Here is a 1,512-nt window from a genome sequence, read left to right as displayed (position 1 = left end):
CCGTAATACGCCGTCAGGAACGGGCGGGCATCATGCGCCTGCGGCGTTGAGCCGATCTTGCGTCCGATCCTCGGTCGCCACCGCGGTCAGCTATGTCGAGTTGCGGCAGGTTAGCGAAGGCACCAGCGTCGACGAACTGGCGGAGATCTTCTCCTGACGGGAGAGGTCGCTCCCGCCTACCACATGAAGGACGCAACTTCCGCGTCGGAGATCTTACCTGCCGTCCCGTCGGCGATCGCCTGAAAGACACGCAGGCGGCCTCGTAGCATCAGCGGGCAGCATTCCCCGCGGCAGGGGTGACAGCAACAAGCGAATAGCGTATATTGACATAAAGATGTCTTTATGTCGCTTAAGCGCGACTGTCGCCTCGAGGACGGAATATGTCGCAAACCCCATCATCGCTGGACGACCTGTTCGGTCCCGCCGCGGCTACGCCCGATGGGTCGGAAGTCCTTGCGGCGCTGACGGCGGTGGCGCGCGAACGTATCCTCATCCTCGACGGTGCCATGGGCACGCAGATCCAGGGCCTGGGTTTCGACGAGAACCATTTCCGTGGCGACAAATTCCCGGATTGCGCCTGCCATCAGCAGGGCAACAACGACCTGCTCATCCTGACGCAGCCCAAGGCGATCGAGGAGATTCACTATCAATACGCCATCGCCGGGGCGGACATTCTTGAAACCAACACCTTCTCCTCGACCGCCATCGCCCAGGCGGATTACGGCATGGAGGATGCGGTCTACGCGCTGAACCGCGACGGTGCGCGGCTGGTGCGTAGGGCAGCGGTGAGGGCTGAGCAGGAGGACGGCAGGCGTCGTTTCGTCGCCGGTGCGCTGGGGCCAACCAACCGCACCGCCTCGATGTCGCCGGATGTCAACAATCCCGGCTACCGGGCCGTGACATTCGACGAATTGCGCCTTGCCTATGGCGAGCAGCTGCGCGGTCTGATCGACGGCGGCGCCGACATCATCCTGATCGAGACCATCTTCGATACGCTGAACGCCAAGGCGGCGATCTTCGCAGCAGAAGAGATCTTCATCGAGAAGGATATGCATCTGCCGGTTATGATCTCCGGCACGATCACCGACCTCTCCGGCCGCACGCTGTCCGGCCAGACGCCGACGGCTTTCTGGCATTCAGTCCGTCACGCCAACCCGTTCACAATAGGCCTCAATTGCGCGCTGGGCGCCAAGGCCATGCGCGCGCATCTGGACGAAATTTCCGGTGTCGCCGACACCTTTGTTTGCGCCTATCCGAATGCCGGCCTGCCCAATGAATTCGGCCGTTATGACGAGAGCCCGGAATTCATGGCGGCGCAGATCGAGGAGTTCGCGCGCGACGGATTGGTCAATGTCGTCGGCGGCTGCTGCGGCTCGACGCCGGACCACATCCGCGCCATCGCACAGGCGGTAAAGGAATATCCGCCGCGCGCTGTTCCCGACATCGAGCCGAAGATGCGCCTTTCGGGGCTCGAGCCGTTCACGTTGACCAAGGAGATTCCATTCGTGAATG

At 62.3% G+C, this 1,512-nt stretch carries 1 protein-coding gene; it reads left to right on the top strand.

What is annotated here, in order from left to right:
* Window positions 1-380: 380 nt before the first annotated feature.
* On the top strand, window positions 381-1,512 hold a 1,132-nt coding region (locus EOA86_RS34205), incomplete at its 3' end, for a homocysteine S-methyltransferase family protein (protein WP_206630221.1).

The sequence above is a fragment of the Mesorhizobium sp. M5C.F.Ca.IN.020.32.2.1 genome, assembly GCF_004023105.1.
Lineage (GTDB): Bacteria > Pseudomonadota > Alphaproteobacteria > Rhizobiales > Rhizobiaceae > Mesorhizobium > Mesorhizobium wenxiniae.
Note: the sequence above shows the minus strand (reverse complement) of the source record. Positions and strands in the feature narration are given on the sequence as shown.